The following is a 26,359-nucleotide window of genomic DNA, read 5'->3' as shown; positions in this document are numbered from 1 at the left end:
TGTGAGGTCTTTGTTTGCAGGATTTGTTTCTTGAAAACTTGCGTTATCTACGCCGGGCCGCCTGCGCGTGCTCCATGTACATGTGCTCGACCGACCGATCGAGCGAGGCGATCTTCTCGAAACCGCGTCGCCAGTCCTGCAAGTGCCGGCGGGTCCACAGCACCCCGGCTTCGCGGTCACGCCGGCGGATCGCATCGATCAGATGGCGATGCGCCGCGACGAGGCGCGGGCCGCCTTCGGCGACGCCGGTCACGATCATCTCGGTGGTCGGATAGAACAGCTGCGCCGCCGGTTCGCGCGCGAGCTGAAGCACGCGGTTCTGCGAGGCTTTTGCGACCAGCACGTGGAATTCGGCGTCGCATTCAGCGAGTGCTGCGGGATTACCAACGACGGCCTCGCTGCGCGCGAGATTGTCGGCGAGCTCGGCGACGTTCTCCTCGCTCGCGCGCTCGACCGCGCCCTCGATGCTCGCGACCTCCAGCGTCATCGAGGCCTCGTAGAGCTCGCGGAAGGTCACTTCGTGCAGAACCAAAGCGCGGCTGAGGCGGCTCGCGAGCTTGCTATAGCGCGGCAGGCAGGCGTGCAGGCGGCGCGATGAATCGCGGCGGATCAGCCCGCCCTCCTCCAGCACGCGGATGCCTTCGCGAATGGTCGAACGGTTGACGCCGAACTGGCGGACCAGATCGTGCTCGGTGCCGATGGGATCACCGGGCTTGATGCGACCATTGACGATCTCGCGCTCGATGGCGTCGGCGACCTTCTGATAGGCCGGCGCGACATCGATCGGGCGGAACAGCGGCGCGACGGGCACGATAGCTCCTAATGGCGTTTGTCGGACAAACTATAGGTTCGGTCCGAAGCTGCGTCAAACCGCATCATTTATGCCGCAGATGCAGCAAATTGACTCCTGCGGAACCTCACTCTAACTTTGTCGGACAAAGGGACAGAATAGTCCCGCATAAGAGGAAACGTATCCATGAGACCTATCGCAGCCCTCGTGTCTGCGGCCGGCCTGCTGTCGGCCGCCCTGACCATCCCAGCCTCGGCCCAGCAGACTCCGCTCAAGATCGGCGTGCTCTCCGACTTCTCGTCGGTCTATTCCGACATCGGCGGCCAGGGGAACGTCGAGGCCACCAGGATGGCCATCGACGATTTTGGCGGCCGGATGTTTGGCGAGCCGATCAGCATGGTCTCGGCCGACGTGCTCAACAAGCCCGACGTCGCCTCGACCATCGCCCGCAAATGGTGGGAGACCGAGGGCGTCGATATGATCATCGACCTGCCGACCTCGGCCACCGCGCTCGCGGTGATGGAGCTGTCGAAGCAGTACGAGAAGATCATGATCGTGACGGATGCGGCAAGCTCCGACATCACCGGCAAATCCTGCTCGCCCTATACGGCGCACTGGACCTACGACACCTATGCCAACGCCCACACCGTCGGCAGCGCCATCGTCAAGAACGGCGGCGACACCTGGTTCTTTCTCACCGCCGACTACGTGTTCGGCCATTCGGTCGAGCGCGACACCGGCGACGTCGTGAAGGCCGCCGGCGGCAAGGTGGTCGGCAGCGTCAAGCATCCGCTCAATACCGCGGACTTCTCGTCGTTCCTGCTGCAGGCGCAGGCCTCCAAGGCCAAGATCATCGGGCTCGCCAATGGAGGCGGCGACACCATCAACGCGATCAAGCAGGCCGGCGAGTTCGGCATCGTCGCCGGCGGCCAGAACCTTGCTGCGATCGTGATGTTCATCTCCGACGTGCACAGCCTGGGGCTGAAGCTCGCGCAGGGGCTGATCATCACCGAGGCCTATTACTGGGACCTCAACGACAAGACCCGCGCCTTCGGCAAGCGTTTCCTGGAGCGCGTCAAGCGCATGCCGACCATGAACCAGGCCGCGACCTACAGCGCGACGCTGCATTACCTCAAGGCCGTGCAGGCCGCCGGCACCAAGGACACCAAGACGGTGATGGCCAAGATGCGCGAGCTGCCGGTGAAGGATGCCTTCACCGACAACGGCAGCTTGCGCGAGGACGGCCGCATGGTGCACAGCATGTATCTGTTCCAGGTGAAGAAGCCCGAGGAATCGAAGGGACCGTGGGATTACTACAAATTGCTTGCCGAGGTCCCCGCCGATCAGGCGTTCCGGCCGCTGAAGGATGGCGGCTGCCCGCTGGTGAAGTGAGATAAGCGGGCGGGCAACCTTCGGCTTCGTGCGATCGCTCCGGGACGAACCTCAGAGCTTGTGCCCCTTCTGGCGCAGCGCCTCGATGAGGCGCTGCTTCAATTCATCGGCGGCCTTCTGGCTGACGTCCTGGCTGATCTGTGCGCTCGCCTGCGCCAGCGCGTCCGACTTCTCCAGGAGCTTTCGGCCGGCGGGCTCGGCGTAGAAGCTGTCGATCTGGCGCAGCTCATCCACCGTGAAACTTTGGGCATAGAGCGCCGCGATCTGCTCGGTCATGGACGCAACGAACGGAGCATAGATTTCGGAGCCGGGCGCCGTGACCGCATCGTAGTCGCGCTCGATCTCCGGCCTGTCCTGGGAGACCACGGGCCGCAGCTTGAGCAGGAGCTGCGGCAGCAACGCGCGGTACTGGTCGGGGATCTTCAAGGTGACGACGAGCTTGCGCGCCGCGCTCATCGCGTCCGGCGACGGCGCCTGTGCCGCTGCGTCGCAGACGAGAAACAGGAGAGTGCCGGCGATCGTCAACAAACGTCTGGACATTGAGCTCTCCGTTGGACCTCTCCGTGAAAAGCGGGCGGCGCGATGCTTCAGCGGCTCGCAGGGGCGACGGTGGCGGTTGCGCTGCTCTCGGCCGCCATCTCCGGCTCCTCGACCTCCGTCACCTTCACGAACAGGTTCGGCACGCGCTCGGCGCGACCGAGCAGCCACGCGGCGCCGACCATGATGACGATGCCGACGATGGAGACAGCGAGCTGCTCCCAGACTCCCTTGTTGTACTGCGTCAGGATCCAGTGCGCCGAGAACGAGAGGAACACACCGAGGCAGAAGATCGGCAGTGAATGCTGGCCGCAGAGGATCACGGGACGCAGCCAGATGGCATGCAGCGCCCGCCATTTGCGCGAGATGAAATGGGTCACCCAGATCGCCAGCGCCAGGAAGTGCGTGAAGCGCAGCATGTCGAGGTCGGTCTTGTCGATCGGGTAGATCGCCTTGATCATCCATTTCGGGATCAGGGCCTCGAGCGCGTGGATGTGCCAGGTCATCACGATCAGCAGCGCGAACACCAGCCACGCCGCCGCGAGCGCCATCGCCGCCCTCGACCAGACCCATTTCGCGATCGTCTCGATCTGGCCGATGCCGCACCAGGCCGCGAACACGAACATCAGCTGCCAGCAGAACGGGTTGAAGTACCAGTGGCTGCCAGGCGGATAGGACGCCACGTTCCAGTCGAACCAGCGCGACAGAATGTAGAGCACCACGGAGGCCGCGAGCGTCAGGTTGGGCCGCCGCACCAGGCACCACACGATGAAGGGCGAGGCGAATACCAGCGTGATGTAGAGCGGCAGCACGTCGAGATTGACCGGCTTGTACTTCAGGACGATCGCCTGCCCGATCAGCTCGTCCGGATGCGACAGGAAATTGAACACGTTGAACTCGTGCTCGTACATCGGATTGTCGAAGCGGCGCGCGGTGCGGGCGATCTGCGCGGTGAACAGCAGGAACAGCATTATGTGCGCGACGTACATCTCGAGCGCGCGGCGCCACAGCCGCTTCAGCGCTGCGAGAAACCAGCCGCCCGCGACGATCGGCCCGTAGATCCAGCCGACGAGGTAGCCGGAGATGAAGACGAAGAACTCGGCGGCATCGCTGAAGCCGTAATTGCGCAGCGTCAGCCAGGCCACGACGTCGTGCGGGATGTGGTCGAGGAAGATCATCCACAGCCCGATGCCGCGGAAGAGATCGAGCCGCAGGTCGCGCTCGATCGGCGCAAGGAGTGCTGACTGGTCCCGTGTGATCATGGCCCCCGCCTCTTCGGGTGGGCGTCGCGCCATGGCGGCGCCGGCAAAATGGAATGCTAAAAAATGCGATTCAAAAGGTCACCTGACCCAATGGCCAGCTGCCCGCCCACGGTAGCCGACCTCTGTGCCTGCGCAAGGGACTTTGTGCGTCGTGGCGGCGCCAGCCACCGCCGGGCCGCGCGGAAGCGGCGGCAGACAGAAAAAAGTGCGAAAACAACCCCATGCACAGTAGATTCGCAAGAATAAGCCATTGATATCATTATGAAATAAAAACACCCCTCCGAGCGAGAGAAACGGCGTGGCGGTACGATCGCACGCCAAACCGTTGAGCGCCAAAGGTCAGGTCAGCTCGTCGCCGCGGGCGAGCATCTCGTTCAGCATTGCCTCGGCCTTGTGCCTCAGCGGCAGCGCGCCGCTATCGGAGGCGATCGCGATCGCCATGCGAAGTGCGGCCAGGATCGCGGCCTTGTTCGCCTCGCCCGAGGGCGGCGTCACCACGGCCTCGCCGAACAGCGCTTCGGCCTCGAGGCCGGAAAAGCCCTGCTGGCGGGCGGTGTTGCGGGCCTCGCGCAGCATGTTCTGGGCGGCCTTGATATCGCCGAGACGGTGGGTCGCGAGCGCAAGATAGATCGAGCTGCGCAGCACCGCCGAGGTATAGCCGACCGCCTTCGCCTCCTCGCGCGCCTCGGTCAGCATGCCGCGCGCCCGGTCGAACAGCCCCTGCTCGAGATAGGCGATGCCGAGATGGCAGGCCAGCACCGGCACGAACAGCCGGATGCCGTGCTTCTGCGCCAGGACGAAGCCGTCTTCGAGGATGGCGGCGGCCGCCGCCGGATCGTTCCGCCCGAGCTTCAGCCAGCCGCCGCTATAGGCGGCACCGACCCGGTCATAGGGGCGACCCGTCTCCTCCGCGATAGCAGCGGCCTCACGCTGGAGCTGCTCGGCAGTATCGAGCTCGCCCATGACGGTGTTGGCAATGCTGTTCATCATGCAGCAGAGCAGGAGCAAGGATCGCGGCGTCGTACCGATCGGGGCGCTCGCTGCCGAACCCGCGAGATGGGCGCGGGCCGTGGCCAGCATCGTCTCGGCATCGTGGTAGCGGCCGGCCAGAAAATACGCTTGCCCGAGACCATATTGCGCGAGATTCCGCCAGGCGGGATTGACCGAGCTTTCCGCCAGATGCACGACGTCTTCGCCGATCGCGACAGCTTCAACCGGCGTTCCATAGAAATTCTGCGCACCCGCCCTCATCGTCATGGCCGCGACCTTGCGTCCAATGTCATTGATCGCGTCGGCCCGTCGCTCGGCCTCGCCTCCCAGATCCAGAGCTTCGGCGACGCGCCCCGATCCGGCAAAGGCCAGCCGGGCCTCCATCCGGAGGTCAATGGCGTCCGCCTCTCGCGCGGGCGTCATTGGGGTCTTGTCGAGAGACCCCATCGCGATCTCGAAATAGTCGACCGCGTCGGCATAGGCCGAGCGCAGCAGGCATTTTCGGGCCGCGCTCCTGCCATGGTCGAATGCCTTCTGCCAATCCTTGGCCCTCGTTGCATGATAGCAGAGCGTGTCCGGCCCGTCGGCCCGTGCCTCATCGCTCTCGAGGGCTGCCAGTATGCCGGCATGGATGCTTTCGCGGACCTTTTCCACCATCGAATCGTAGGTCACTTGCCTGACCATCTCGTGCCGGAATTCGAGCGAGTCCTCCAGCTCGCTATCGATCCTGACGAGCAGTTCGGCCCGGTCGAGCGCGGTGAGGCAATCCTGCAGGACGTCCTCCGGCAAGCCCGCGACTTTCCGCAGCATGGCCTGGTTTGCCCGCGATCCGAGTGCTGCGGCGATCTGGAGCAGCGAGCGCTCCTGTCGTGACACGCGATCGAGCCGCGCGGCGATCACGCCCTGGATGCTGCTGGGGATGCCGAGTTCGTCGACAGGACGCGCCAGGGACAGGTCGCCCCACTGGCCGAGAAGCATGCCGCTGTCCTTCAGGCTGCGGCAGACTTCCTCGATGAACAGCGGAACGTTGGCCGTATGAGAGATGATCCGGTTCTTCAGCTCTGCGTTCGTCGTGGCCGGGCCGAGCATCTCCGTCAGCATGGCCAGCCCCGAATCGTCGTCGAGAGGCCGCATCGCCACGATTTCCGCGTGACAGCGCGCGATCCACACTGGCATTCCATTGGGCCGCGTCGTCAGCAGCACAAGCAAATCGGGGCATTGCAGCGCGGACAGGGTGGCCACGACCGTATCGCTGGCCCGGTCGATCCAGTGCACATCCTCGATCAGAAGAATCGTGCGCTGGCGACGGGCGACGCTCTCGACGATCGCGCAGCTTGCATCCGAAATCGCGCGGCCGCGCGCGTGAGGCTCCAGTTCGTCCCAGTGCGGATCGGAAATCGGCAGGTCCAGCACCGCGTCGACGGCTCGCTGCTGCACCGCCGGCAGTGCGTCCCTGGGATCGTCAACCCTGCTCTGATCAAGGATCGACAGCAGCAGGCGCTTGAGGGTGCTGTACGGCGCGCCCTGGAGATTCGGGCTGCACTCGGCATCGAGCAGCCGCCAGCCGCCGGCCCGGAGGTCCTGCGCGAACTCATGCGCAAGGCGTGACTTCCCGATGCCGGCGTCACCCATCAGCAGGACCGTCTGCCGGCCCGTGGCGACCCGTTCAGTAGCGCGCCACAGCAGGGCCCGCTCCGTCGTGCGGTCGACGAATCGAGAAACGCTGCGCGCGCGTCGGACCCGCCAGCTCGAAAGATCGCTTGCGCCCATGACGCGGTACACGGGCAGAGGTTCGCCGAAGCCACGGAGTGCCTTCCGACCCAGAAACTCAAAGCGGACATGGCCGTCCGCAAGCTCCTGGCAGGCTTCGGAGACGTAGATCTGGTTCGCTTCGGCCGCCGTCTCGAGCCGCGCGGCTAGATGCTGGGCGGCTCCACCGATCTCGTAGACCTTGGAAAACTCGTTGGCGACCATGTAGGCCACCACATGGCCGGAGTGCAGGCCGACCCGGACCTGAAGTCCGGGATCGCCCAAGCTACTGACACGCCGGACAAGCTCGATCGCCGCGTGGCAGGCCAGGGGCGCATGGTTGTCGTCGGCGATCGGGGCGCCGAATACTGCGGCCACCCCGTCGCCCAGCTCCTTGCTGACGATGCCGCCGAACTGACGCACCGCGCCTCTCATCGCCGCAAGAGCTGGTTCGAGGCGCGACACCGCCTCCTCCGGCTCCAGTTCGGCAACAAGACCTGTGGAATCGACGACGTCGGCACGAAGGATCGTCACGAACCGTCGTTCGCTGTCTGGATCGACGCGTTGACGGACCGCCGCCCCGCATTTGGAGCACCAGCTATCGCCTGGACTAATTGCCGACTGACATGCGAAGCAATGCATTCCAGCGCCTTAAACGAACTGCCTCGGCAGTCCTGCTCCAACGCCCGCGAGGCGTTTGGCGTACATTACCCATAGAGGAATGCATGGCAATTGGGCTTGCGGGATACGCGATGTTACCGGATGGTGGCTTGCTGGACGAAGTGCAGTCCTGGGTGGTACCGTGACTGCACACAACAAATTGTGTGATCGGGTTGCGGCGCGCTGCGTATTTCGGGCAGCCAGCGACAGGTTTTGACAAACAGACATATCGGGGAAAGAGGCGATGGCCGGACTGGTATATAGCGGCAAAGCATTTCGAGACTTGATGAACGCCAATTACTATCCCTTGGCGAACATGAAAAAGAGCGTCGCCAAGCTCAAGGCATCGGAGGACATCGACCTGCCGACCCTGGAATACGGCCAGTACCACCTGATCCTGAACCCGCCCTCGAAGTGGCCGCAGGGAAGCGCCAAATACTGGCACAAGGAGAAAGGCCGGGCCCGCGTCGACCTCAGCACCCAGCCGAATACGGTCCCCCTCTCCAAGGACGAGCCCGGCGTCATCCCCCTGACCCGATGCGACCTGCTCGATGCCTGCGTCCGGAAATGCTTCAACTCCGAGCCGCCGATCCCGATGAAGACGAAGATCATCACCCACGCAGCCAGCGATGCCTATGCTCACCGGCATGAGATCCGGCTGGAGTGGGAGTACCGCAATGGCGAGGACAAGGCGCCGACGCTGCTCAATCTGACGATGGTCTGCCCGCACAGGTCCTGATCAGAAACATTCTGCTTCGTTAAGAGAATGATCGACGCCCGCGCGCGACCGGCGCGCGGGCATTTTTGTCTGCCGGGACCATGGCATGTCGCCCCTGTCCCATCTCCCGTCACGGCCCTGTCGCACGAAGATGATCCGTTCCTCTTCAGCGTGTGCGCGAGTCGGCTCCGACGAAGGCGACCGTCGCGCGCGTTCGAGAGGAGCGGCCGATGCCCGTTGGACTGCTGGAGGTCGAAGGCACCATCGATGTCAAACAGTTCTGGCCGGCGGGGCGGTCGGACGCCGACACGACCAAGGTGGTGGTGACGATCGCGCCCGATGCGATCCGCTTCCGCAAGAACGACACGGCACCATTCCATCCGAGCCACGTCTTCGAGGGCGCCAAGGTCAAGGGCCGCACGTCGACGGCGCCGATCAAGAACGGCAAGCTCACCATTCGCCTCCAGGGCATCGACGCGCCGGAGCTGCACTACATGCCGTCGCCGCTGTCGGCCGCCGAGAAGAAGGGGCTGACCGATGCCAGGAAGCAGGCCTATCACGAGGTCACCCATTCGTACCGGCAATTCCTCGGCGCCACCGCGAGCAAGGCGCTGCACGATTTTCTCAGCCATGCCGGCGGGCCGACGCTGCCCTGCCGCGTGTTCACCCATGTCGATGCGCCGAACGAGGTGTTCGACACCTATGGCCGGCTGGTCGGCGACATCGAGGTGACCGTCGCGGGCGAAAAGGTCGACGTCAACCACTGGCTGGTCGCGCAGGGCTTTGCCTATCCGACGTTCTACTCCTCGATGAACGAGGACGAGATCGGGGCTTTCCTCGCCCTGACCAAGACCGCGCGCACCAAGAAGCTGCTGGTCTGGAAGCATCTCGCCAAGACCATTGGCGCCTTCGACTTCGACCTGCGCGAGCCCAAGGCGGGCGAGACCAGCGTGCTCGCGACCGACAAGGGCCCGGTGATCCTGCCGAAGCTCTACCGCCGCTACACCAACTGGTCCGCGCGCAAGAAGGCCAAGGTGACGAGCCAGACCTTCCAGAAGTTCTTGGGCGAAGGCTCCGGCGGCAAGCCCGACACCTGCTACGAGACCGGCGACTTCCTGCAAAACGGCGTGCACTCGGCGACGCCGCGGAATTTTGCGGAGTTCGTCGAGGGCGGCAAGACGATCAAGTTTCAGCCGGATGGGCTGGTGTTCGGCGAGGCACCGTCGACGCTGGTGGGAGCGGACGGGAAGGTGATCAAGGAGTTTTGAGGGAGCCGGCGGCTTCCGTCACGCTCTGCCCGCGCTTCATCGCGATTAGAGCTGCAAGACATGCGACTCCACGCGCGCCACAGCCCCTCCGAGCAGGCAGCCAACAGGCCTGCCGTCGGCGAAGCCGAGACGCACCCTTATCTCGGACAAGGCTCCCATGGCCCGCCCCTGCATGATGGTGATCCGCCCGCTGTCGCGTTCGACAAGTCCGTTCTTGAGCAACCCGAACGCGAGCGCCGCTGCGGCAATGCCGGTGGCCGCGTCCTCCGGATAGCCCGACGACTTCGGAAACTGCCGCGCCTCGAAGCGCCGTTCGCCCTGATGGTCCACGGCGTAGGGGTAAAGACCGGTGGACCCGATTCGTCCGCAACACGCTTCGATCTGCGCGGGGTCCGGCACCAGCTCGTTGAGCGCGCGGACGCCCTTCATCGGGATCAGCGTCTTCACCCGCGAGGTGACGGCGTTCTGGATGGGCAGGTCGAGCAGATCGCGGCGCGACAGCTTGAGCGTCGACAGAACGTTCTCCTCATCGGCACGCGAGAGATCGACAACCTTGCCGACAGGCTGGCTGATCTCGACGGACGGCTCACCCGAGCTGCCACGATCGACATAACCCGTCACCGCTCCGCTACGCGTCTCGATGCGAACCTGATCGCCGGACAACAGGCCCTTGGCCGCGAGCAGCCACAACGCGCCAATCGTCGCGTGACCGCACATCTCCATCTCGTGGCGCGGCACCCAGAAGCGGAAGGCATAGTCGGAATCGAGTCCCGGAGCCGGCAGCACGAAGCCGGACTCATGCCCGAAGTGCCGAGCCACCGACTGCATTGCCTCGGCGGGAAGGTTCGAGGCGTCGACAACGATCGGACAGGGGTTGCCGCCACGCCCCATGTGCGTGAACACGTTGACGAGTTCGACCTCGGTCATCGGATAGCTCACCCCACGATTGCCCCATCATCCTGAAAACAAAAACGGCCCGCATCAAGCGGGCCGTTTTCGTATCGGATCCGGTGAAATCCGAATTTGGTTGCGGGGATAGGATTTGAACCTATGACCTTCAGGTTATGAGCCTGACGAGCTACCGGGCTGCTCCACCCCGCGTTAAACCGTTGCTTTGCCTTCGTCGAAATGCCGGGGACGGTGGATGAGGGCCGGCGCTGTTCGCGTGGCTTTTCTCTTCCGTCCCAAAGGCTTCCTTGGAAGGCAATCCCGGGGCGAAGCCCTTCGGGTGCGGGGGGTATGTATCAAGGCGGGCTGCCTTTGGAAAGGGCTGCGGGGACGTTTTTTTCGACTTTATGACAGGCTGATGGACCGGATTCCGGTCGATTTGCCGTAGACTTGCCAGAAGTTCCGCAAAGGGCCAGCCTGCGGCAACAAAAATCGGGGCAAATGCCCTTTGAGGGGAGAGCGCCATGGACCACGCCTTGGATCGTCCCTTGGATCATCCCTTGGATCATCCCTTGGATCATCCCCAGACAAGCGTCCCGGTCGGAGCGCTGGAGGATGGCTTCCTTGCCATGGTCGCGCGGTCGCGGACGGGGCCAGCGCCTGATCTGGCCGAGCGGCTCGACCGGCTGGCGCGGCTGCGCACTGTGGTCGCCGACAATGAAGAACGCTTCCGGCAGGCGATCTCGGCCGATTTCGGCCACCGCTCTTCGGTAGAGACCACCATCGCCGAAGCCATGATGGTCTACAGCGAGATCCGGCATGCGACAAAACACCTGAAGGGCTGGATGGCGCCGCAGCGCATCGCCACCGCGCTGCAATTCCTGCCCGCGCGCAACCGGCTGATGGCGCAGCCGCTCGGCGTCGTCGGCATCATCGCGCCCTGGAATTATCCGCTCCAGCTGACGCTCGCGCCCGCGATCGGCGCGATCGCCGCCGGCAACCTGGTCATCATCAAGCCGAGCGAGCTCGCGCCGCACTTTTCCGCGCTGCTGAAGGAGACGGTGGCCGCGAAGTTCGATGCGACCGAGCTGCTGGTCACCGGCACCGAGGACGAGGTCGCAAAAGCCTTTGCCAGCCTGCCGTTCGATCATCTCGTCTTCACCGGCTCGACCCGGGTCGGTCGGCTGGTCGCGGAGGCCGCGGGACGCAATCTGACGCCTGTCACGCTCGAGCTCGGCGGCAAGTCGCCCGCGATCATCGACGCTTCCGCCGATCTCGATGAAGCCGCCGAGCGCATCGCCTATGGAAAGCTGCTCAATGCCGGGCAGACCTGCATCGCGCCGGACTACGTGCTGGTGCCGGAAAATTCCGTGCAGTCCTTCGCCGAGAAGGTGCGCGCGCAGATGCGGCGCATGTTCGGCAGCGACCCCGCCAGCAAGGACTACACCTCCATCATCTCCGACCGGCACTATGCGCGGCTGGAGGAACTCGTCGCCGATGCCGCCCAGCGCGGCGCAAAGATCCTGCAGCCGGCGAAGGCGGACGATCCCAACTGGAAGGCGCACCGCAAATTCCCGCCGACGCTGATCGTCGGTGCGAGCGAATCGATGGCGGCGATGCAGGAGGAGATCTTTGGCCCCGTGCTGCCGGTTCTGGGCACTCGTGATGCGGCCGAGGCCATCGCCTTCGTCAACGCGCGCGAGCGGCCGCTTGCGCTGTACTGGTTCGGTAAGGACCGCAGCGTGCGCGACGAGGTGCTGGCGCGCACGGTCTCCGGCGGCGTCACCGTCAACGACTGCCTGTTTCATTTTGCGCAAATCAACCAGCCAATGGGCGGCGTCGGTGCATCCGGCACCGGCGTCTATCACGGCGAATGGGGCTTTCGCACGTTCAGCAAGCTGAAGCCGGTGTTCTATCGCTCGAAATTCAATCGCCTCGCCGATCTCTATCCGCCCTATAGCGGCAAGATCGCGCGGCTGGAGAAGCTGATGCGGTTGATGTCGTAGCTGACACGAATACCGTCATTGCGAGCGCAGCGAAGCAATCCAGAATCCCTCTGCGGCGACAGTCTGGATTGCTTCGCTTCGCTCGCAATGACGAGAAGAGGCAGGGGGAAACAGCATTGACCGACACATTCGATTTCGTCGTCGTGGGTGCGGGCTCGGGCGGCTGCACCGTCGCAGGCCGGCTGTCGGAGGATACGGCGACATCCGTCGCGCTGCTCGATGCCGGCGGGCGGAACGACAATTGGCGGATCACCACGCCATTCGGGCTCGCTTTGCCGTACGGCGCGGCCAACTGGGCGTTCGATACCGTGCCGCAGAAGGGATTGAACGGCCGTATCGGCTATCAACCGCGCGGCAAGGGCCTCGGCGGCTCCTCGGCGATCAACGCGATGGTCTACATCCGCGGCCACAAATGGGATTACGACCACTGGGCCGCGCTCGGCAATGCCGGCTGGTCCTACGCGGATGTGCTGCCCTACTTCAAGCGCTCGGAGAACAATTCCGATTTCGACGGCGAATATCATGGCAAGGGCGGCCCGCTGCATGTCAACAGACTTCGCTCGGACAATCCGATCCATGACGTCTTCCATCAGGCTGCGCGCGAGGCGCAGTTCCGCATCCGCGAGGACTTCAATGAGGAGGACCATGAAGGGCTCGGCAGCTACCAGGTGACGCAGCGCAATGGCGAGCGCTGGAGCGCGGCGCGCGCCTTTGTGGCTCCCCACATGGACAAGCGCGCGAATCTGCGCGTCGAAACCGGGGCGCAGGCAACGAAAATCCTGTTCGAAGAAGGACGCGCAGTCGGCATCGAATATGTGCAGGACAGGCAGACAAAGCAGCTGCGCGCCCGCCGCGAGGTGATCCTCGCCTCCGGCGCCTTCCAGTCACCGCAGCTCTTGATGCTGTCGGGCGTCGGCGACGGCGATGCGCTTGCCGAGCACGGCATTGGCCTTGTGCATCATTTGCCGGGCGTCGGACGCAATCTGCAGGACCATCCGGATTTCGTGTTCGTCTACGCCTCCGACTATCCGCACTTCGTTCACTCGTCCCTTGGACGGCTGCCATCCCTGCTGCGCGCGATCCAGCGGTACCGCCGGGAGCGACGCGGACTGATGACCACCAATTTCGCCGAGTGCGGCGGCTTCCTGAAGACGCAGCCCCACCTCGACGTATCCGACATTCAACTGCACTTCGTCATCGCGATGCTCGACGACCACGGCCGCAAGCGTCACAAAGAGGCGGGCTTCTCATGCCATTTCTGTCTGCTCAGACCGAGGAGCCGCGGCAGCGTATGGCTGAAAAGCGCCGATCCGCTCGCAGCACCCATGATCGATCCGAACTTTTTGGGTGAGGCGGAGGATCTCGAGGCGATGGTCGCCGGCTTCAAGACGACACGGCGGCTGATGGAGACGCCGGCACTGCGCGCGTTGCAGAAAAAGGACATGTTCACCGCCAATGTGCGCACCGACGACGACATCCGCGCCGTGCTGCGCGAACGCGTCGACACCGTCTATCACCCCGTCGGCACCTGCAGGATGGGCACGGACGCGATGGCCGTGGTCGATCCCGCGCTGAAGGTGCATGGGCTGGAGGGACTGCGCGTCGTCGACGCCTCGATCATGCCGACGCTGATCGGCGGCAACACCAATGCGCCGACCATCATGATCGGGGAGAAGGCGGCGGATATGATCAGGGCGGAGATGCGGGCGAGTTAGGCGACGCTGCCGCGTCATCCTCCGCCGTCGTCCCGGCGAAGGCCGGGACGACGGCGGAGTAAATGGTGCCTTCCAAGCGATACAACCTTGCTCAATTCAACAAGAACCCGCCATCCACCGTCACCACGCTCCCCGTCATATACCGCGACGCCTTCGACGCCAGCAGCAGGATCGCGCCGTCGAGATCGGATTCGGCGCCGACGCGGCGCTGGGGGATGCGTTTGGCGAGGCGCTCGCCTGCGGGCGAGGACCAGAAGGCGTGATTCATTTCGGTGTCGATATAGCCGGGCGCAAGCGCGTTGATGCGGATGTTTTGCCCGGCGAGCTCCAGCGCCATCGCTTTGGTCGCCTGGATGATGCCGGCCTTGGAGATCGCGTAAGGCGAAACCGCCTTCAAGACGCCGGTGCCGAGCACGGAGGCGATGTTGACGATGTTGCCTTCCTGCTTGCGCGCGATCATGCGGCGGGCGATTTCGGTCGCAAGGAAATAGGCGCCCTTGAGATTGGCGCCGATCACGGCGTCCCAATCGGCCTCGGTCTGCTCGGTCGCGAGCTTTTCGATGGCGATGCCGGCATTGTTGATCAGCACCGTGACGGGACCAAGCGCAGCTTCCGCCGCATCGACAGCCTTCGCGATCGAGGCGGTGTCGGTGACGTCGAGCGCGACGGCGGCGGCACGGCCGCCCTTGCCGCGAATTTCGTCTTCGAGGCTCTTCAACTTATCCGTCTGCCGCGCGGCGAGCGCGACAGCTGCGCCATGCGCTGCCAGTACCCGGGCAAACTGCCGCCCCAGCCCCTGGCTTGCGCCCGTGACGAGGATGGTTTCTTTACTGACGTCGAATAGGTCTGACATGACGATGTCCTTGCGCGCAACCCCTGCTGTTTTGGAGCCATCAATACAGACGATTTTAACGATCTGAAACCGGAATGACCGGCCCGGCGTTCATTCGTTCCATCTAGTCAGGGTTGTGGTCATGAACAGTTTCGATCTCGCCGTCTACGCCGCGCTCGCCGTCGCGGTGGGCCTGGGTTTCAGGACCGGCCTGCTCCGCAGCGGCATGACCATCCTCGCCTATCTCATCGCCGCACCGATCGCGGTCGCGCTGATGCCGCTGATCGCGCCGCAGATCGCAGGCAATCCGAACGCGCCGCAGCTGCAGAACTGGATCTGGTTCTTCGGCATCTTTGTCGTCGTCGGCATGCTGTTCGGACATATTGGCCGCTTCGTGTTGGACGACACGGTCGGCGAGGCCGGGATCGGCGACCGGCTCGGCGGCGCCGCGCTCGGCGCCGTCAGGGTCGGCCTCGTCGCCACTACGCTGGTGCTGGTGTTCGACCGGATCGTGCCGGCGAACCACCAGCCGCCATTCCTCGCCGGCTCGCATCTGCGGCCGTTGTTCTCCACGGTCGGCCAGATGGGTTTCAAGTCACTGCCGCCGGAGGCAGCGTCCGTGATCGACCGCCTCAAGCAGGAGCGGCGTATCTGATCAGGCGCATTTGCATCGCTCGCGCCGGCGCGCATGCATTTTGACGCGGGCCCGTCTCTTATCAGCGGCTCCACAGTTGGTTAAGGTGGCCGCCGTCCAAAACCTGCCTGCTATTTTCGGGAGTGAAACAGTGGATCTTGGGATCAAAGGTCGCCGCGCCATCGTCTGCGCATCCAGCAAGGGCCTCGGCCGCGCTTGCGCCATCTCGCTGGCCGAAGCCGGCGTTCATGTCACGCTGACGGCGCGGGGCGCCGACGCGCTGAAGAAGACGGCCGACGAGATCCGGAAGGCCTATCCCGGCGTGACGGTCACCGAGATCGTCGGCGACATCACGACGCCTGCGGGGCGCGAAGCCGTGCTGAAGGCCTGCCCGGATCCCGACATTCTGATCAACAATGCCGGCGGCCCGCCGCCCGGCGATTTCCGCAACTGGACCCGCGACGACTGGATCAAGGCGATCGACGCCAACATGCTCACGCCGATCGAGCTGATCAAGGCGACCGTGGACGGCATGATGGCGCGCAAGTTCGGCCGCATCGTCAACATCACCTCGGCCGCGGTGAAGGCGCCGATCGACATCCTCGGCCTCTCCAACGGCGCGCGCGCCGGCCTCACCGGCTTCATCGCCGGCCTGTCGCGCAAGACGGTGATCAACAACGTCACCATCAACGGCCTCTTGCCGGGCCCGTTCGAGACCGACCGCCTGACCGGCACCGCGAAGGCCGAAGCCGACAAGCGCGGCACGACACCGGAGCAGATTCTGGCCGAGCGCGCCAAGCTCAACCCGGCGGGCCGCTTCGGCCAGCCCGATGAGTTCGGCTATGCCTGCGCCTTCCTCTGCGGCGCCAAGGCCGGCTTCATCACGGGACAGAACATTCTGCTCGATGGTGGCGCCTTCCCGGGCACGCTGTAACGCCCCTTCTCTCTCCCCGCTCCTGCGGGGAGAGAGCGCTTTGATCACCGCTGCTTCGTCGGCTCGTCCTCGTCCCGCTCGCTGGGATCGGAGGAATCGGCGGTGAGGCGCTCGTCGGTCCAGTCGATACCGAAGGCATCGAGACCATCGGCGAGCAGATCGCCCAGCATCGGTTCGCCGAGCAGGTACTGCACCGTTTCGTGCCGGGGCTTGCGATACTCGGACCGCGCTTCCACGGCGCGGGCACGTAAGTCATCCCAGTCATCGATCGTGCCGTCGCCACGACCGAGCCAGGTCAGCGCAACGAGATCGACCTGCTCGTCCTCGTTCAGGGCAACGATGAAGCCACCGATCTCGCTGGCGACCGGATCGGAGCCGTCATCCCCGAGCACATCGACCGCATCGTCATCGCTCGGGTTCGAGCCCGAATCGGGATCGACATCCCCTTCCTTGGCGTCGAATTCGCGCGCCTTCTCGATGATGAAGGCGACTTTCTCGGCGGAAATTGCAAGCTCTGGCATGGCAGCCTCTTTTGTCGTCGCATTCTCTTGGGGTTCCCGCGATAACGCCGCATCGCACCAGATGATCCATTGCGCTTGACGGCGGAAAACCGCATGTTTCGGCACCAAAACGAGAACATGGGAAGGCGCCCGATGCAGTGGAAAGTGGGCAGGGTCAAGATCACCAAGGTGGTGGAATTGGAGACGGTCGGCTCGACCCGCTTCATCCTGCCGCTGGCGAGCAATGATGAAATCCGGAAGCTGCCCTGGCTGATCCCGCATTTCGCCACCGAAGAGGGCCGGCTGAAGATGTCGATCCATTCGCTGGTGGTGGAAACGCCGAACCAGCGCATCGTGGTCGACACCGGCCTTGGCAACGACAAGCAAGGCCGCGGCGTCCCGACCTGGAACAACCGCACCACACCGTTCCTGGAGACGATGACGGCGGCAGGCTTTCCGCCCGAGAGTATCGACACCGTGCTCTGCACACATCTTCATGTCGATCACGTCGGCTGGAACACGAAGCTGGTCGACGACAAATGGGTGCCGACCTTCCCGAAGGCGCGTTACGTCTTCGGCCGCACCGAATACGAGCACTGGCGCGACCATTCCATCGAGCCGGACAAGGCCGCCGTGTTTGGCGATTCCGTGCAGCCGATCGTCGACGCGGACCGGGCCGATCTGATCCGGAGCGATCATCAGCTCTGCGACGAGATCAGCATGATCCCTACCCCGGGCCACAGTCCCGGACACATGAGCATGCTGATCCGGTCGGACGGCGAGCAGGGCCTGCTCACCGGTGACGTCGCCCATCATCCCTGCCAGATGGCGCATCTCGACTGGTCCTCGACCGCCGATTCCGACCAGGCGCAATCGGCGGCGACGCGGGCAGCGCTGTTCGGCCGCTTTGCCGACACGCAGACGCTGGTGATCGGCGGGCATTTTTCGGCCGGGCACATCAGGCGCGACGGGGACGCGTTCAGGTTTGTGGCGCTGCAATGACGCGATAGCCCCGCGGATTGCGCGGAGCGCAAACCGCGGGGCTAACCCACCACGTCTGCATCCTTGGAGAGAGAAGAGGTGGGTTACGCCCGGACTGCGCTTCGCGCAGCCCGTTCTAACCCACCCTACAAAGTAAGGGCTGCAATGCGCCCCGTTTTGAGCGGTTGAATTTCCCGCCGCCCTGTTCCATGAAGCTGTTTAACCGATCGGTCCATTTCCAGGGAGAAACGAGAATGAAGCTTGTTCGTTATGGCGAAAAGGGTGCGGAAAAGCCCGGCCTGATCGACAAATCCGGCCAGTTGCGCGACCTGTCGGCGCATGTGAAGGACCTCACGGGCGAGGCTTATTCGCCGGAGTCCCTGAAGAAGCTGGCGGCCCTCGACCCCGCCTCGCTGCCCGCCGTCTCCGGCAAGCCGCGATTCGGCGCGCCCGTCACCGGCATCTCGAAATTCGTCGCCATCGGCCTCAATTACAGCGACCACGCCAAGGAAACGGGCGCGGCGATCCCGACCGAGCCGATCATCTTCATGAAGGCCAACACCTCGCTCTCCGGCCCGAACGATGCGGTCGAGAAGCCGCGCGGCTCGACCAAGCTCGACTGGGAGGTCGAGATCGCCGCCATCATCGGCACCCGCGCCAAATATGTCTCGGAAGCCGACGCGCTGAACTACGTCGCCGGCTATTGCGTCTGCAACGACGTCTCCGAGCGCGCCTTCCAGATCGAGCGCCTGGGACAGTGGACCAAGGGCAAGTCGCACGACACCTTCGGCCCGGTCGGCCCCTGGCTCGCGACCAAGGACGAGATCAAGGACGTGCAGAACCTGTCGATGTGGCTCGACGTCAACGGCCAGCGCCGCCAGACCGGCTCGACCAAGACCATGATCTTCTCGATGGCCAAGTGCATCTCCTATGTCTCGCAGTTCATGACGCTGCTGCCGGGCGACATCATCACCACCGGCACCCCGCCCGGCGTCGGCCTCGGCATGAAGCCGCCGACCTTCCTCAATGTCGGCGACGTCGTGACGCTCGGCATCGAGGGCCTCGGCGAGCAGCGCCAGGAGATCATCGCGGCGTAAGCCTCCGCCCTCTCCCCGTCATTGCGAGGAGCTCTTGCGACGAAGCAATCCAGGTTCTTTCTACGGAGACAGTCTGGATTGCTTCGCTTCGCTCGCAATGACGAAAACAACCGCCGGATGTTCATCAGGATCGTTCCATGAAGCTCACCTTCTCCCCCGCCTCGCCCTTCGCCCGCAAGGTGCGCATCGCCGCGATCGAGCTCGGGCTGATCGACAAGATCGAGCTGACACCCGCAACCGTGGCGCCGGGCACGGCCAACGAGGACTATTCGAAGATCACGCCGCTGAAGAAGCTGCCGGTGCTGATCACCAATGACGGCGACGTCATTTTGGATTCCTACGTCATCGTCGAATATCTCAACGAGATGGCCGGCGGCAGCCTGATCCCGGATTACGGCCCGCAGCGCTGGAAGGCCAAGACCAATCACTCCCTGATCAACGGCATGCTCGATTCCATGCTGCTGTGCCGCTACGAGAAGATGGTGCGGCCGCAGGGCCTGCAATGGCAGGCGTGGTCGGACGACCATTGGAACCGGGCCTGGACCGGCATGGCGCGCTTCGAGAACATGCCCGACGTGCTGAACGGTCCGTTCGACATCTCGCAGATCGGTCTCGTCTGCGTGCTCGGCTATGCCGATTTCCGCTTCGCCGATTGCGGCTGGCGCAAGGCCTATCCGAAGCTCGACGCCTTCCACCAGAAGATGCTGAAGCGGCCCTCCGTGAAGATCTCGGTGCCGCCTCCAGCGTAACCTACGCGGGAGTTCTCATGAGCCTGAAATACACGGTCGGTGATCTCACCATCCATCGCGTCATCGAGCAGGAAACCTCGTTCGTCCCGGCGCTGGAGATGCTGCCGGGACTGACGGACGAAGTGCTGGCCGAGAACCGGACGTGGATGCGGCGGGCCAAGGCGCTCGACGACAACGATGTGCTGCTGCTGTGCTTCCAGTCCTATGTGGTGAAGACGCCGCACCACACCATCCTCGTCGACAGCTGCATCGGCAACGACAAGCCGCGCCCCAATCGTCCGAAATGGAACATGAAGACCGACGACACCTATCTGCGCGGACTCAGCGCCGCCGGGTTCTCGCCTGGCGACATCGACTTCGTGATGTGCACGCATCTGCATGTCGATCACGTCGGCTGGAACACGCGGCTGGAGAACGGCCGCTGGGTGCCGACCTTCCCCAAGGCGCGTTACATCTTCGCCAGGCAGGAATACGACCACTGGTTCGCGGAGAATGCGAAGACGGAGATTCCGCCCTTCGCCGACAGCGTGCTGCCGGTGGTCGAGGCTAACAGGCACGAGCTCGTCGGCAACGACCACCAGATCGGCGATCACGTCCGCATCCTGCCGACGCCGGGTCACACGCCGGGCCACATCGCCATCACGATGGGCCGCGGCAAGGACGATGCGGTATTTTCAGGCGATCTCATGCATTCGCCGTTGCAGACGCTCTATCCGGAGCTGTCGATCAAGTTCGACGTCGACCCGGCCAGGGCGGCCACGACACGCCGCAGCTTCCTGGAGCGCTATTGCGACACCGAGACGCTGTGCTGCACCGCGCATTTTCCGTCACCGTCGGTGGGGAAGATCCGGCGCAAGGGCAATGCGTTCGTGTGTGCGGCAGTGTAGTCTAGCGCGGCTCGCGCCGCGAACTCCCATCCTCCCCTGGAGGGGGAGGATCGGTTCGCATGCAGCGGAGCGAAATGCGAACCGAGGTGGGGTGACGGTCTCTCCTCGTTGAAACTGCCCGTGTCGAGAGATCACCCCACCCCGCTCGCGCTTCGCGCGATCGACCCTCCCCCTCCAGGGGAGGGTAAGGAGGACACGATGACCGCGCTCCCCGACATCCCCCTGCCCGCCGGAATCCGCTCGCGCTACATCGACGGCATCAACGGCTTGCGCATGCATGTGCTCGAAGCCGGCTTCGAGACAAAGGGCCGTCCCTGCATCCTGCTGCTGCACGGCTTTCCCGAGCTGGCCTTCTCCTGGCGCAAGGTGATGCCGGCGCTGGCCGCCGCCGGCTATCACGTGATCGCGCCGGACCAGCGCGGCTATGGCCGCACCACAGGATGGACCGCGGACTATGACGACGATCTCGCGCCGTTCTCTCTCCTCAACCTGGTGCGCGATGCGCTCGCTCTGGTGTCGGCCTTCGGCTACAGGCAGGTCGATCTCGCCGGGCACGATTTCGGCAGCCCGGTGGCGGCGTGGTGTGCGCTGATCCGGCCCGATGTGTTTCGCTCGGTGACGCTGATGAGCGCGCCGTTCGGCGGAGCGCCGCCGCTGCCATTCGACACAGTTGATCGTCCCGCAAAACCCGCGGCCGAAGACGCCGTTCATCGCGAGCTCGCCGCGCTGCCGCGCCCGCGCAAGCACTATCAATGGTACTACGCGACACGTCCGGCCAACGCGGACATGCAGCACGCGTCGCAGGGCGTGCATGATTTCCTGCGCGCCTATTATCATCACAAGAGCGCGGACTGGACCGACAACAAGCCGTATCCGCTGCAATCGTGGTCGGCGGATGAGCTGGCGAAGCTGCCGACCTATTATGTGATGGATCTGAACGAGACCATGGCCGAGACGGTGGCGAAGGAGATGCCCTCGCCGGCCGCGATCGCCGCGAACCAATGGCTGCCGGACAGCGACCTCGCCTATTACAGCGCCGAATACAGCCGCACCGGATTCCAGGGCGGGCTGCAATGGTATCGCTACGGCACGTCGGGCATGCTCAACAGCGAGATGCGGCTGTTCGCAGGCCGCAGCATCGACGTGCCGTCCGGCTTCATCTCCGGCAAGCAGGATTGGGGCACCCATCAGCGGCCCGGCGTGTTCGAGGCGATGCAGGGGCGCGGCTGCACGAAGATGCTCGGCTGCCATCTCGTCGACGGCGCCGGCCACTGGGTGCAGCAGGAGCAGCCGGCCGAGGTGAGCCGGTTGCTGCTCGATTTCCTCGCGAAGGCTGGCACGGCCTGATTTGACCCGGAAACCGCGGCGCCTTATATAGTTTAGAATAGTTCTAAACTATTGACGCAGGGCCGCCGTGAAGAATTTTGCCGATCTGACCGAGCGCGAGGTGCTGGCGGTCGCGATCTCCTCCGAGGAGGAGGACAGCCGCATCTACATGACCTTCGCCGAGGATTTGAAGGAGCGCTATCCGGACTCGGCCAAGCTGTTCGAGCAGATGGCCGAGGAGGAGCGCGGCCATCGTCACATGCTGCTGGAGATGTACGAGCAGCGCTTCGGCCAGCATCTGCCGCCGATCCGCCGCGATGACGTCAGGGGTTTCCTGCGCCGCCGCCCGATCTGGCTGACCAAGAACCTGCCGCTCGACACCATCCGAAGGGAAGTCGAGACCATGGAGCTCGAGGCCGAGCGTTTCTACGCGAAGGCTGCCGAGCAGGCCGAGGACGTCAACGTGCGCCGGCTGCTCGGCGACCTCGCCGAGGCCGAGAAGAACCACGAGCACACCGCGGCGCGGCTGACCGGCGAGATCCTGAAGCCCGACGTCCGCGCCGAGGAGGACCGCACCCGCAGGCGCATGTTCGTGCTGCAATATGTGCAGCCGGGCCTTGCCGGCCTGATGGACGGCTCGGTCTCGACCCTGGCGCCGCTGTTCGCGGCGGCCTTCGCCACGCATCAGAACTGGCAGACGTTTCTCGTCGGCCTCGCCGCCTCGATCGGCGCCGGCATCAGCATGGGCTTTGCGGAAGCCTTGTCCGACGACGGCTCGCTGACCGGGCGCGGCTCGCCCTGGCTGCGCGGCGTCACCTGCGGCGCGATGACGACGCTCGGCGGGCTCGGCCACACCGCGCCTTATCTCGTGCCCGACAGCTGGCCCAATGCATTCTGGATCGCGACGGGAATCGCCTGCGTCGTCGTGTTCTTCGAATTGTGGGCGATCGCCTTCATCCGCTCGCGCTACATGGACACGCCGTTCCTCCAGGCGGTGTTCCAGATCGTGCTCGGCGGCGCCATCGTGTTGGCGGTGGGGGTTTTGATCGGGGCGGCGTAGCAGCTTCACTCTCGGTGGCATAGCAATCGCGGTCAAACAGCGGTTGCAGCGTTCGGCCAAACTGCGCATCATCCTCCAACAACCGGAGCGGGAGACACGCCGTGGCCAGATCGGAATGGAGTTTCAGGAGCGCGGTCGAGCTGTCGGCCGCATTGAGCGCGAAGAAGGTTTCCGCGGTCGAGCTCACGCAGGATGCGATCGGCCGTATCGAGCGTCACGACGGCAAGATCAACGCGATCTGCGTCCGGGATTTCGATCGCGCGCTCGGCGTCGCGCGCGAGGCGGACGCCGCATTGGCCCGCGGCGAGCGCAAGCCGCTGCTCGGGCTTCCCGTGATGATCAAGGAATCCTTCAATGTCGCCGGCCTGCCGACGACCTGGGGCTTCGTGCCGCAAAAGGATTTCAGGCCGGCGGAAGACGCACTGGCGGTGGCCCGCATCAAAGAGGCCGGTGGCGTGATCCTTGGCAAGACCAACGTGCCGGTCGGCCTCTCCGACTGGCAAAGCTACAACGACATCTACGGTACCACGAACAACCCCTACGATCTTGGCCGCACCCCGGGTGGGTCGTCCGGTGGATCGTCGGCCGCCCTTGCCGCAGGTTATTGCGCGCTCGCCACCGGCTCCGACATCGGCGGCTCCCTGCGCGTGCCGGCATTTCATTGCGGCATCTTCGCTCACAAGCCGACCATCAATCTCTGCCCGGCACGCGGTGAGACCCCGCCGCCATTTCCAGCCCTTCCGCGCGAAGGCGACCTCGCCGTCATCGGCCCGATGGCACGCAGCGCTGCGGATCTCTCCTTGCTGCTCGACGTCATGGCCGGACCGGATCCGCTGGACGCCGGTGTCGCCTACAAGCTCGACCTGCCTGCTGCGCGACATCAGTCGCTGCGGGATTTTCGTGTCCTGGTGATCGACAGCCATCCGCTGCTGCCGACCGACCGGGATGTCCGCGGCGCGATCGACAGACTCGCAACCGATCTTGCGAAGGCCGGCGTGACTGTCGCGCGCGAGAGCGCGCTGCTGCCTGATTTCGCGGAGACGTCGCGGCTTTACATGCGCATGCTGCTGGGCTTCCTCGGCGCGTTCTTCCTGCCCGAGGAGCTCGCGGATTCGCGGGCACGGGCGAGCCAATTGTCGCCGGAGGACCGGAGTCTCGGCGCCGAGCGGCTGCGCGGCACGATTGCAAGCCACCGCGCCTGGGTGCTCGACGCCGGCAGCCGCGCCGGCCTGCGGGCGCAATGGCGCGCGCTGTTCAACAGCTTCGACGCGGTGATCTGCCCGATCATGCCGACGCCGGCCTTTCCGCATGATCATTTGCCGGAACAGGACCTGCGACGCATCAGCATCGACGGCACGGACTACCCCTATTCCGACCAGCTCGCCTGGCCGGGCATCGCGACGCTTCCGGGCCTGCCTGCGACGGCCGTTCCGCTCGGCCTGTCGAAAGACGGCTTGCCCCTCGGCGTGCAGATCGTCGGCCCGTGGCTGGAAGATCGCACGCCGGTGAAGCTCGCAGAGCTGATCGAGAGGGAGTTCGGCGGATTTGTGCCGCCGAAAATGTTTGACGATTAGTCCGCCCCGTCATTGCGAGCGCAGCGAAGCAATCCAGACTGCATCCGCGGAGACCTTTCTGGATTGCTTCGCTTCGCTCGCAATGACGGAGTAAAATAACATCGAGATTCCGGGTTCGCGCTCCGCGCGCCCCGGGATGACAGAGAGGAGGAAGCACCATGAGCCAGGACCTCGAACAGCTCACCGCGCTCAATCGCGACTACGTCGCCTCCGTTCAGAACTGCGACGTCAGGCGCTTCGACGAGATCCTGGCGCCTGAGTTCTACTGCTCCAATCCCGACAAGACGCTGGTCGATCGCGCCGCCTTCCTGGAGCAGACGGCGCGACCGATCGCGATCCGCAACCTGCATGCGTACGACGTCATCATCCGCATCATGGGCGAGTTCGCGATCATCCACGCGGCGACCAGCTACACCACGGCCGACGGCCAGCAGGCAACGGGCCGGTACACCGATTGCTGGGCAAAGAAGAACGGGACGTGGCTGGCCGTGTCCGCGCACGTATCGCGGTGAGGTCCTCACCTCTCCCGGCACTCCGCTGTCATGCCTCGGCTTGACCGGGGCATCCAGTACTCCGCGGCAGCAGTTCGTTCACGCAGCTGCTGCCGCGGAGTACTGGATCGCCCGGTCGAGCCGGGCGATGACACCTGTTTTGGGGCGGCACCGGCGGCGCCAGCGCTCAACTATCAAACATGATCACGCTGCGCAGCGTCTTGCCGGCTTTCATGTTGGCAAAACCCTCGTTGATCTCGGACAATTTCAGCTTGGCCGAGATCCAGTCCTCGAGGTGCAGCCGGCCGCGCAGGTAGAAATCGACCAGGCGCGGCATGTCGACGCGGAAATGGTTGGAGCCCATCGAGGAGCCCTGGATCCGGCGCTCGCGCAGGAAGTCGAAGCCATGCAGCTCGATCTTCTGGCCGAACGGGATCATGCCGACGATGGTGGCGGTGCCGCCGGCGGCGAGCATACCGAACGCCTGCTCGGCGGTCTCCTTGCGGCCGAGCACCTCGAAGGAATGATGCACGCCGCCATTGGTGAGATCGCGCACCTGCTTCACCACGTCGCCGTCGGCGGGATTGATGATGTCGGTGGCGCCCAGCTTGGTCGCGAGCTGGAGTTTTGCCGGATTGGTGTCGATGGCGATGATGCGGCCGGCGCCCGCGATCTGCGCGCCGTTGATCGCGGCCATGCCGACCCCGCCGCAGCCGATCACCGCCACGGTCTCGCCGGCCGTCACTTTCGCCGTGTTCACCACCGCGCCATAGCCGGTGATGACGCCGCAGCCGATCAGCGCGGCGAGATCGAGCGGCATGTCCTTGCGGATCTTCACGATGGCGTTCTCGTGCACCAGCATCTGCTCGGCAAAGGAGGAGAGATTGAGGAACTGGTGCAGCTTCTCAGGCTTCGACCATTGCATGCGGTTGGAGACGCCCGGCAGCATCTTCACCGTCGCATCGGTGCAGAGCACGGTGCGGCCGGTGGTGCAATTGTCGCACGTGCCGCAGAACACCGAGAGACACGTGACGACGTGATCGCCCGGCTTGACGTAAGTGACATCGGAGCCGACCTGCTCGACCACGCCGGCGGACTCATGCCCGAGCACCGCCGGCAGCGGATGCGGATAGAGGCCTTCCATGAAGTGCAGGTCGGAGTGGCAGAGGCCGGCAACCGCGGTGCGGATCAGGACCTCGCGCGGGCCGGGCTTCGGCAGGCTGACATCCTCGATGACCAGCGGCTGGTTGACTTCATAGAGGACGGCGGCCTTCATTGAACACTCCCTATCGCGTTTTTTGTTTGATCGCGGCGCTCAG

The 26,359-nt window shown here is 64.5% G+C and carries 23 protein-coding genes and 1 tRNA gene; 15 read left to right on the top strand and 9 right to left on the bottom strand.

All coding sequences use genetic code 11. The features are described from left to right. Positions 1–43: 43 nt before the first annotated feature. On the bottom strand, positions 44–811 hold the full coding sequence (locus QA649_RS06155) for an FCD domain-containing protein (protein ID WP_283023406.1): 768 nt from the start codon (positions 809–811) through the stop codon (positions 44–46). A gap of 165 nt (positions 812–976) precedes the next feature. On the opposite strand from QA649_RS06155, the gene QA649_RS06150 reads away from it, so the two are divergent. Continuing rightward, positions 977–2,182, top strand: a complete 1,206-nt coding sequence (locus QA649_RS06150) for an ABC transporter substrate-binding protein (RefSeq protein ID WP_283023405.1) — start codon at positions 977–979, stop codon at positions 2,180–2,182. 51 nt (positions 2,183–2,233) lie between these two features. On the opposite strand, the gene QA649_RS06145 is transcribed toward QA649_RS06150, so the two are convergent. The 3 genes from QA649_RS06145 to QA649_RS06135 all read right to left on the bottom strand — a co-directional run bounded on the left by QA649_RS06145 (position 2,234) and on the right by QA649_RS06135 (position 7,362). Beyond that, complete coding sequence (locus tag QA649_RS06145; RefSeq protein ID WP_283023404.1) at positions 2,234–2,722, bottom strand: DUF2059 domain-containing protein; 489 nt, start codon at positions 2,720–2,722, stop codon at positions 2,234–2,236. 47 nt (positions 2,723–2,769) lie between these two features. After that, positions 2,770–3,981 (bottom strand): OpgC domain-containing protein, encoded by a 1,212-nt coding sequence (locus QA649_RS06140; protein WP_283023403.1) that lies wholly within the window; start codon positions 3,979–3,981, stop codon positions 2,770–2,772. A 339-nt stretch (positions 3,982–4,320) separates the two neighbouring features. Further along, on the bottom strand, positions 4,321–7,362 hold the full coding sequence (locus QA649_RS06135; RefSeq protein ID WP_283023402.1) for an adenylate/guanylate cyclase domain-containing protein: 3,042 nt from the start codon (positions 7,360–7,362) through the stop codon (positions 4,321–4,323). A gap of 262 nt (positions 7,363–7,624) precedes the next feature. Between QA649_RS06135 and QA649_RS06130 the strand changes: the two genes are divergently transcribed. Together QA649_RS06130 and QA649_RS06125 are read left to right on the top strand one after the other, a co-directional pair. After that, positions 7,625–8,119 (top strand): hypothetical protein, encoded by a 495-nt coding sequence (locus tag QA649_RS06130; protein WP_211405395.1) that lies wholly within the window; start codon positions 7,625–7,627, stop codon positions 8,117–8,119. 209 nt (positions 8,120–8,328) lie between these two features. Beyond that, entirely contained in the window at positions 8,329–9,366 is a 1,038-nt protein-coding gene (locus QA649_RS06125; protein WP_283023401.1) for a thermonuclease family protein, read from the top strand. Positions 9,367–9,411: 45 nt separating this feature from the next. Here the strand turns inward: QA649_RS06125 and QA649_RS06120 are convergent, their stop codons facing one another. Both QA649_RS06120 and QA649_RS06115 read right to left on the bottom strand, forming a co-directional pair. Continuing rightward, positions 9,412–10,293, bottom strand: a complete 882-nt coding sequence (locus tag QA649_RS06120; RefSeq protein ID WP_283023400.1) for a PhzF family phenazine biosynthesis isomerase — start codon at positions 10,291–10,293, stop codon at positions 9,412–9,414. Between the two features lie 97 nt (positions 10,294–10,390). Next, positions 10,391–10,467: transfer RNA gene (locus QA649_RS06115), tRNA-Met, on the bottom strand. Between the two features lie 311 nt (positions 10,468–10,778). Between QA649_RS06115 and QA649_RS06110 the strand changes: the two genes are divergently transcribed. Both QA649_RS06110 and QA649_RS06105 read left to right on the top strand, forming a co-directional pair. After that, positions 10,779–12,260 carry a coniferyl aldehyde dehydrogenase gene (locus QA649_RS06110; protein WP_283023399.1) on the top strand — a complete coding sequence of 494 codons (1,482 nt, stop codon included), beginning with the start codon at positions 10,779–10,781 and terminating at the stop codon, positions 12,258–12,260. A gap of 116 nt (positions 12,261–12,376) precedes the next feature. Then, the gene (locus tag QA649_RS06105) at positions 12,377–13,975 is read left to right on the top strand and encodes a GMC family oxidoreductase N-terminal domain-containing protein (RefSeq protein ID WP_283023398.1); all 1,599 of its coding nucleotides are present in this window, start codon (positions 12,377–12,379) and stop codon (positions 13,973–13,975) included. Positions 13,976–14,066: 91 nt separating this feature from the next. Here QA649_RS06105 and QA649_RS06100 read toward each other — a convergent pair whose 3' ends face one another. Beyond that, entirely contained in the window at positions 14,067–14,828 is a 762-nt protein-coding gene (locus tag QA649_RS06100; RefSeq protein ID WP_283023397.1) for an SDR family oxidoreductase, read from the bottom strand. Positions 14,829–14,949: 121 nt separating this feature from the next. On the opposite strand from QA649_RS06100, the gene QA649_RS06095 reads away from it, so the two are divergent. Then, positions 14,950–15,462 (top strand): CvpA family protein, encoded by a 513-nt coding sequence (locus QA649_RS06095; protein ID WP_283023396.1) that lies wholly within the window; start codon positions 14,950–14,952, stop codon positions 15,460–15,462. Positions 15,463–15,592: 130 nt separating this feature from the next. Next, positions 15,593–16,375, top strand: coding sequence for an SDR family oxidoreductase (locus QA649_RS06090; protein WP_283023395.1), 783 nt, complete (start codon positions 15,593–15,595; stop codon positions 16,373–16,375). A gap of 44 nt (positions 16,376–16,419) precedes the next feature. On the opposite strand, the gene QA649_RS06085 is transcribed toward QA649_RS06090, so the two are convergent. Continuing rightward, positions 16,420–16,896, bottom strand: a complete 477-nt coding sequence (locus QA649_RS06085) for a DUF3775 domain-containing protein (RefSeq protein WP_283023394.1) — start codon at positions 16,894–16,896, stop codon at positions 16,420–16,422. A 132-nt stretch (positions 16,897–17,028) separates the two neighbouring features. Between QA649_RS06085 and QA649_RS06080 the strand changes: the two genes are divergently transcribed. The 8 genes from QA649_RS06080 (at position 17,029) to QA649_RS06045 (ending at position 25,061) form a co-directional block, all read left to right on the top strand. Next, positions 17,029–17,877: an MBL fold metallo-hydrolase gene (locus tag QA649_RS06080; protein ID WP_283023393.1), complete on the top strand. Its 849-nt coding sequence runs from the start codon at positions 17,029–17,031 to the stop codon at positions 17,875–17,877. 233 nt (positions 17,878–18,110) lie between these two features. Further along, positions 18,111–18,953, top strand: a complete 843-nt coding sequence (locus tag QA649_RS06075; protein ID WP_283023392.1) for a fumarylacetoacetate hydrolase family protein — start codon at positions 18,111–18,113, stop codon at positions 18,951–18,953. Positions 18,954–19,090: 137 nt separating this feature from the next. Beyond that, positions 19,091–19,702 (top strand): glutathione S-transferase family protein, encoded by a 612-nt coding sequence (locus tag QA649_RS06070; RefSeq protein WP_283023391.1) that lies wholly within the window; start codon positions 19,091–19,093, stop codon positions 19,700–19,702. Between the two features lie 17 nt (positions 19,703–19,719). After that, positions 19,720–20,589 carry an MBL fold metallo-hydrolase gene (locus QA649_RS06065; RefSeq protein WP_283023390.1) on the top strand — a complete coding sequence of 290 codons (870 nt, stop codon included), beginning with the start codon at positions 19,720–19,722 and terminating at the stop codon, positions 20,587–20,589. Between the two features lie 198 nt (positions 20,590–20,787). After that, positions 20,788–21,936 carry an alpha/beta hydrolase gene (locus tag QA649_RS06060; RefSeq protein WP_283023389.1) on the top strand — a complete coding sequence of 383 codons (1,149 nt, stop codon included), beginning with the start codon at positions 20,788–20,790 and terminating at the stop codon, positions 21,934–21,936. Between the two features lie 67 nt (positions 21,937–22,003). Further along, positions 22,004–22,975, top strand: a complete 972-nt coding sequence (gene mbfA / locus QA649_RS06055) for an iron exporter MbfA (RefSeq protein ID WP_283023388.1) — start codon at positions 22,004–22,006, stop codon at positions 22,973–22,975. Between the two features lie 101 nt (positions 22,976–23,076). Then, positions 23,077–24,549 (top strand): amidase, encoded by a 1,473-nt coding sequence (locus tag QA649_RS06050; RefSeq protein WP_283023387.1) that lies wholly within the window; start codon positions 23,077–23,079, stop codon positions 24,547–24,549. 158 nt (positions 24,550–24,707) lie between these two features. Next, on the top strand, positions 24,708–25,061 hold the full coding sequence (locus QA649_RS06045) for a nuclear transport factor 2 family protein (protein WP_283023386.1): 354 nt from the start codon (positions 24,708–24,710) through the stop codon (positions 25,059–25,061). Positions 25,062–25,227: 166 nt separating this feature from the next. Here the strand turns inward: QA649_RS06045 and QA649_RS06040 are convergent, their stop codons facing one another. Continuing rightward, a complete protein-coding gene (locus QA649_RS06040; RefSeq protein WP_283023385.1) occupies positions 25,228–26,316 on the bottom strand; it encodes a Zn-dependent alcohol dehydrogenase in 1,089 nt (362 codons plus the stop codon). Positions 26,317–26,359: the final 43 nt, after the last annotated feature.

Source organism: Bradyrhizobium sp. CB1717 (assembly GCF_029714325.1).
Classification (GTDB): Bacteria; Pseudomonadota; Alphaproteobacteria; order Rhizobiales; family Xanthobacteraceae; genus Bradyrhizobium.
The sequence above is the reverse complement of the archived record's forward strand: the minus strand, read 5'-3'. Positions and strand labels throughout refer to the sequence as shown.